General features: G+C 71.7%; 6 protein-coding genes. All 6 read right to left on the minus strand.

The window, feature by feature from the left end:
* On the minus strand, nt 1-452 hold a 452-nt coding region (locus ACTS11_RS13645), incomplete at its 3' end, for a flavodoxin-dependent (E)-4-hydroxy-3-methylbut-2-enyl-diphosphate synthase (RefSeq protein WP_442640853.1).
* Between the two features lie 109 nt (nt 453-561).
* Nucleotides 562-1,821, minus strand: a complete 1,260-nt coding sequence (locus ACTS11_RS13650; RefSeq protein WP_442640854.1) for a helix-turn-helix domain-containing protein — start codon at nt 1,819-1,821, stop codon at nt 562-564.
* Between the two features lie 157 nt (nt 1,822-1,978).
* Nucleotides 1,979-3,202, minus strand: a complete 1,224-nt coding sequence (hemA, locus tag ACTS11_RS13655; protein WP_442640855.1) for a 5-aminolevulinate synthase — start codon at nt 3,200-3,202, stop codon at nt 1,979-1,981.
* 237 nt (nt 3,203-3,439) lie between these two features.
* Nucleotides 3,440-4,012: a 5-aminolevulic acid synthase gene (locus ACTS11_RS13660; RefSeq protein ID WP_442640856.1), complete on the minus strand. Its 573-nt coding sequence runs from the start codon at nt 4,010-4,012 to the stop codon at nt 3,440-3,442.
* Nucleotides 4,013-4,095: 83 nt separating this feature from the next.
* Complete coding sequence (locus tag ACTS11_RS13665; RefSeq protein ID WP_442640857.1) at nt 4,096-5,466, minus strand: MATE family efflux transporter; 1,371 nt, start codon at nt 5,464-5,466, stop codon at nt 4,096-4,098.
* Nucleotides 5,467-5,523: 57 nt separating this feature from the next.
* On the minus strand, nt 5,524-6,304 hold a 781-nt coding region (locus ACTS11_RS13670; protein ID WP_442640858.1), incomplete at its 5' end, for a nickel/cobalt transporter.

The raw sequence follows: 6,304 nt of genomic DNA on the forward strand, positions 1-6,304 counted from the left end.
AGGAGGTGCTTCTCGAGCGATCCGACGTTCACGCCGATGCGGATCGAGCAGCCGTGGTCCTTCGCGGCGCGGATCACCTCGCGCACGCGGGCCGCGTCGCCGATGTTGCCCGGATTGATCCGGAGGCAGCCGGCACCCGCCTCGGCGCTCTCGATGGCGCGCTTGTAGTGGAAGTGGATGTCGGCCACGATGGGCACCGGGCTCTCGCGGACGATCTCCCTCAGCGCCTTCGACGAGGCCTCGTCCGGCACCGAAACGCGGACGATGTCGGCGCCCGCCTCGGCGCAGCGCTGGACCTGCTCGATCGTGGCCTTCACGTCGGTCGTCAGCGTGTTCGTCATCGTCTGCACGCTGATCGGCGCGTCGCCCCCCACCGGCACCGGGCCGACATGGATCTTGCGGCTCTTGCGGCGCTCGATGCTGCGCCAGGGGCGGATGGGATTGTGCGACATGTCGGGCCTTCTGGGGGATGCGTCCGGTCTTGCACGGCAAGATAGACATGTCAGGCGCGGCGGACAACGCCCGGCCCGCCGGCCGGTCGCATCGGTCGCGGTGGCGTGCCTACTCCGCCTCGACCCCGAGGACGAGTTCCGCCACGTCCGGCAGGTCCGGGTCGGCGCCGGCATCGGCCATCGAATAGATCGCGCTGAGCGCGTCGGCAGAAAGCTCCACGTCGCGCACGATGGAGGCGCCGACGCCCGCGGGGCCGAGCGTCACCCCGTTGACGGCGAAATAGAGCGAGCCGGAATTGCCCGACCGCAGGAGCGGCGCCCCCTCCGTCTCGGGCAGCGCCCAGCTGTCGCCCGCGTTCAGCGTCCCCTCGAAGAGCGTCGTGCCCGAGGCCGAGGTGATGCGCACCCAGGTCGGGCGCACGGCGAAGACGAGCACCTCGTCCTCGCGCGCCGTCTCGGTCACCTGCACCGCGCCCTGGCCCGGACGCTGGACCGGCACGCCGGCGCGCGCCTCGGCAAGACGTTCGCCCGCCGCCTGACCCGCCGGGCGCAGGCCCGACAGCGTGCCGACCTCGTCGGGATCGAGCGTGGCGAGCGCCTCGTCGCGGGGCGTGAGCACCGGCGTCTCGAGCGGCTCGGGCCGGAACAGGCGCCCGCCCTCCTCGGCCCGCGGCACCGCGATGTCGAAGCCTTGCGGCGCGGCGGGCGCGCCGTCTGCGCCCCGCGCCCCGGCCAGCGGGTCGAGCTCGGCCAGCGTCATCGGCGCCTCCTCGACCGGCGCGATGGACAGGCGCTGGATGTCGTGGAGGATCGCCCAGGCGCCGTAGCCGATGCCCACCGCCAGCGCGACGAGCACGGCGATCGAGCCGAGCGCGCCGGGTTCGAGCCGCGCGAAGAGCGGCTCGCGCTCGGGCGCGAGAACCTTGGGCGCGCGGCGCATGACGTCGTTGGGATCGACACGAAGGGGGACGGACACGGCTTCCCGCGCGCGGGCGGCGGGCTGGAGCGCGGTGCCGCCGTGGACCCCGCGGAAGCCCGTCTCCTCGCAGAAGCGGCGGAAGGTCCACTCCGGCTCCATCCCGAGATAGCGCGCGTAGGACCGGACGTAGCCCGCGATGAAGCCGGGGCTCTGGAAGGCGCCGATGTCTCCGTTCTCGATGGCCGCGATGTAGGTGGCGCGGATGCGCAGCTCGCGCTCGACATCGAGGAGCGACTTGCCCATCGTCGCACGCTCCCCGCGCATCAGGTCGCCGAGGGGAACGTCGTACATGTCGTAGCCGTCGAAGCCGGGCTGCGCGGCAGGCGCAGATGCGTCCGCGTCCTCGCGGTACGCGTCGCCCCCCCAGCGCTGGCCGTCACCCTGGCCCATAGGCAAGTCCCGTCGCAATGCGGACATGCCTCCAGATATTGCGGATGGCAGCCCGACCTTATCGAAATGTTACCCCGGATCGCGGCTGATTCCCAAGCCAGTCCGCAATTGAAAAGGGATTAGCACGCGACAGGCCCTGGTGCACCCGCAGAAAACGTCAGCCGGCCAGTTCGGCGCGATTCAGCGCACAATGGCTCCAGAGCGCGTCCATGGCCCGGACGAGCGCGTCCATCATTCTCGGATCGTGCACCGGCGAGGGCGTGAAGCGCAGACGCTCGGTCCCGCGCGGCACGGTGGGGTAGTTGATCGGCTGCACGTAGATGCCGTGGTCGGCCAGCAGCATGTCCGAGATGATCTTGGTGTGGACCGGGTCGCCGACGATCACCGGCACGATGTGCGAGCCGTGGTCGACGATGGGCATGCCGAGGCCCTTGAGACGCATCTTCAGCACGCGCGCCCGCTCCTGGTGGAGGTCGCGGAGCGCGTGGTCGCCCTTGAGGTGCCGGACCGAGGCCGCCGCCCCCGCCGCGACGACGGGCGGGATCGAGGTGGTGAAGATGAAGCCACGCGCGTAGCTGCGCACCGCGTCGCACATCCGCGCCGAGGCCGCGATGTAGCCGCCCATGACGCCGAAGGCCTTGCCGAGCGTGCCGTTGATGATGTCGATCCGCCCGGCAAGGCCGAGCTGTTCGGACACGCCGCCGCCGCGCGGGCCGTACATGCCGACCGCGTGGACCTCGTCGAGATAGGTGAGCGCGCCGAACTCCTCGGCCAGCGCCACGATCTCGGCGATGGGGCCGAAGTCGCCGTCCATCGAGTAGACGGATTCGAAGGCGATCAGCTTCGGCGCGTCCGGATCGTCGGCCGCGAGCAGCTCGCGCAGGTGCGCGACGTCGTTGTGGCGGAAGATGCGCTTGGCCCCGCCGTTGCGGCGCACGCCCTCGATCATCGAGGCGTGGTTCAGCGCGTCGGAATAGATGATGAGACCGGGGAACAGTTTCGGCAGCGTCGACAGCGTCGCATCGTTCGCGATGTAGGCGGAGGTGAAGACCAGCGCCGCCTCCTTGCCGTGGAGATCGGCGAGTTCCGCCTCGAGCCGCTTGTGATAGACAGTGGTGCCCGAGATGTTCCGCGTGCCGCCCGAACCCGCGCCGGTCGCCTCAAGCGCCTCGTGCATCGCGTTCAGCACCACCGGATTCTGGCCCATGCCGAGATAGTCGTTGCCGCACCAGACGGTGATCTCGGCCTGCGTCCCGTCGGGCTTCGTCCAGACGGCGTGGGGAAACTGACCCTTGCGGCGCTCGATGTCGATGAAGGTACGGTAACGGCCTTCCTGATGGAGGCGGTCGATGGCGGCGACGAGCGCACTGTCGTAGTTCACTGGCGGTCTCCCTTCCTCTGGCCGGGGATCGCTCCCCGTGGGCCAGGCAAGACGCTGGCTTCTGGTCCCGGTTCACCCTGCGCGACACATGCGCGGGCGGTGTTCTTTCCGGCCCCCCGCACATAGGTCGGGGGGGACGGTCAGGCCAAGGTACAAATTGCCGCGAGCCGGACATTGACATGTATCAACCCCCGCAGAGGCGGTTCCGGTTCCTGCGGCGGCGGGTTGTCGCGGCCCTCAGCCCTCGACCACGACCGCGCAGTCGGGCGCCGCGCAGGCGGCGAGCGCGGCCTCCCTGCCCTCGCCCACGGCCCATTGTCCGGTCGAGGGCGAGATCGCGAGGGCGCGGTTCCGGCGGGGCAACGCGCGGTATTCGTCGTTCAGCGCCTGCGTCGCCTGCGACGAAAGCTGGAGGGGGCGGCCCGGCTCCCACCCCTCGGGGCGGATGACGAGGGCGACGATGCAGGGCGCGCCCTCCCCCGCCCGGTTGGCCTCGCAGGCGGCGAGCGCGGCGTCGCGGGCGTTCGCCTCGTCGTGGTAGTTCGCGGCGAGCGCCGTGACCTCGGAAGCGAGGCCCGCGTCCGGCGCGATGGCGAGCGCGCCGTAATAGCGCTGCGGCTGCACGCGGTTGATCTGGTCGAGCGTGGCGGCGTCCGCCTCGCTCAGGCCCGGATCGGCGATGACCTCCCACTCGACGGCGCCGTCCTCGGCGAAGACGAGGCCGCGCGCCTCGCGCAGGCCGGGCAGGTCCTGGGCCAGGACCGGCGCGCAGATGCAGGACGCGAGAACCGCGATGACGATCGGGCGCATGGCACCCCTCCCCCTTTGCCGTGGACGGGGACCGCATACAGAAGGTTGGCGCGCCCGGCAACAGGACCGGCGGCGCGGGGCGTTCACGATGGCGCGTGTCCGCCGGCCGGATGGTCGACGCGCGCGGCGCCTGTCCAGAAGCGCGCCATCATCAGGCCGCCCGCCAGCACGAGGCCGAGGACGAGGCCCCACCAGATCCCCTCGGCGCCGAGCCCGAGCGTGAAGCCGAGGATGTAGGAACAGGGCACGCCCACGATCCAGTAGCTGACCATGGCATAGAGCATGGGCACCCGCGTGTCCTGGACGCCCCGCAGGAGGCCGAGCGCCATGACCTGCGCCGCGTCGGCGAGCTGGAAGAAGGCCGCGACGATCAGAAGGCTCGCGCCGACCGCGACGATGGCGTCGCGCAGCGGGTCGTCGGGGCTGACGAAGGCGCCGACGAGCGGCCGGGAGAACCCGATCAGCAGCGCGACCGTCGCCGCCACCATGAGTGCCGACAGCATCAGCGCCGCCCAGGCCGCGAGGCGGAGGCCCGCCACGTCGCGCCGGCCCCAGGCATGGCCCGCCCGCACCGTCGCGGCCGAGCTCAGCCCGATATGCACCATGAAGGTCAGCGAGATGATCTGGAGCGCGATGCCGTGGGCCGCGAGTTCGAGCGTCCCGATCCAGCCCATCATCACCATCGTCGCCATGAACAGCCCCGACTCGGCCAGCAGCGTCAGCGAGATCGGCCAGCCGAGGCGGAAGACCTGGCCCAGGGCCTCCGTGTCCGGGCGCCAGAAGCGGGCGAAGAGCTCCATCTCGCGCAGCCCCGCCTTCCTCGCGGCGTAGACGGCGAGCACCAGCAGCATCAGGAGATGCGTGGCGAGCGAGGCGAGCGCCGCGCCGACCAGCCCGAGCTCCGGCGCGCCGAGATTGCCGAAGATCAGGAGCCAGTTCAGCACCGCGTTCAGCGCCACCCCCCCGAGCGTCGCCCAGAGCACGATCCGCGTGAACTCGAGGGCGGCGAGGTGGCTGCGCAGCACGAGGAAGAGGACCGCGGGCCAGATGCCCCAGCCCGCAACGGACAGATAGCTCTGCGTGTCGGCCGAAAGCTGCGCCTCCTGCCCGGCCATCAGGAGGAGCGGCCCCGACCACAGGAAGGCCGGCATCGCCACCGCGCCGAAGCCGAGCCCGATCCAGAGGCCCATGCGCGTGACCCGCCGCACCTGCACCCGGTCGCCGTTCGCCGCCGAGGCCGCCACCATCGGCGTGACCGCCAGCGCGAATCCCATGCCGAGAATCAGGACGACGTGGAAGAAGCTCCCCCCGAGCGCCACGGCGGCCAGCTCGGGCACGCCGTACCAGCCCACCATGATCGTGTCGGTCAGCGTGATGAGGTTCTGGGCGATCTGGCTGCCGATGAGCGGCAGGCCGAGCGTTAGGGTGGCGCGTATGTGCGTGCCGAGCGTCATGCTCCGGGCTCTATGCCCGGCCGGGAGCCGCCGCAAGCCTCCGGCGTGGACGGGTCGTCAGAAGGCGGCGATGGCGAGGCTGCCGGCGATGATCGCGACGGTCAGGCCGACCGCGATCTCGATGGCGGGCCGGACCCAGGCGAAGCGCGCCGCGCCCTCGCCGAGCCCCGCGAGAAAGCCCCGCCGCACCCCCACCGCGCCAAGCGCCACCGCCACGGTGACGGAGGCCGTGCCGAGCGCCATGGCGACGGTACCCGCCACGCCCCAGGCGAAGAGGCCCATCTGCGCCGTCAGGATCAGGAGGAAGAGCGCCCCGGTGCAGGGCCGGATCGCCACGGCGGCCACGAGCGCGGCAAGCTCGCGCCAGCCGGTCGCGGCGGCCACCGCCTCGGGCGAGGGCGCGTGCGTATGTCCGCAGCAGTCGCTTCCATGGTCGTGGTCGTGGTCGTGGTCATGGTCGTGCCCGCCCGCCGTCGCGAGGCCGTGCCGCCGCGCGTGGATCGCCCCGACCGCCAGATCGCGCCGCGCCGCGAAGTAGCGGTTGCCGCGGATCACGAGCCAGAGGCCGATGCCGGCGATGGCGAGAAAGCCGAGCGGCTGGAGCAGGCGCTCGGCCAGGTCGGTCATGTATTCGCGGCTCCACCCGACGAGCCAGAGGCCCGCCGCGACCAGCAGGATCGCGGTCGCCCCCTGCGCGAGGCTCGAGGCGAGCGCGACGGCCGAGAGGCGCAGGGCGCCGACCTCGCGCGCCGCGCCGTAGCCGCCGATCAGGAGCTTGCCATGACCGGGGCCGGCGGCGTGGAAGAAGCCGTAGGTGAAACAGACGACCAGAAGCGGG

This window comes from Roseicyclus sp., assembly GCF_052168335.1.
Classification (GTDB): Bacteria; Pseudomonadota; Alphaproteobacteria; order Rhodobacterales; family Rhodobacteraceae; genus Roseibacterium.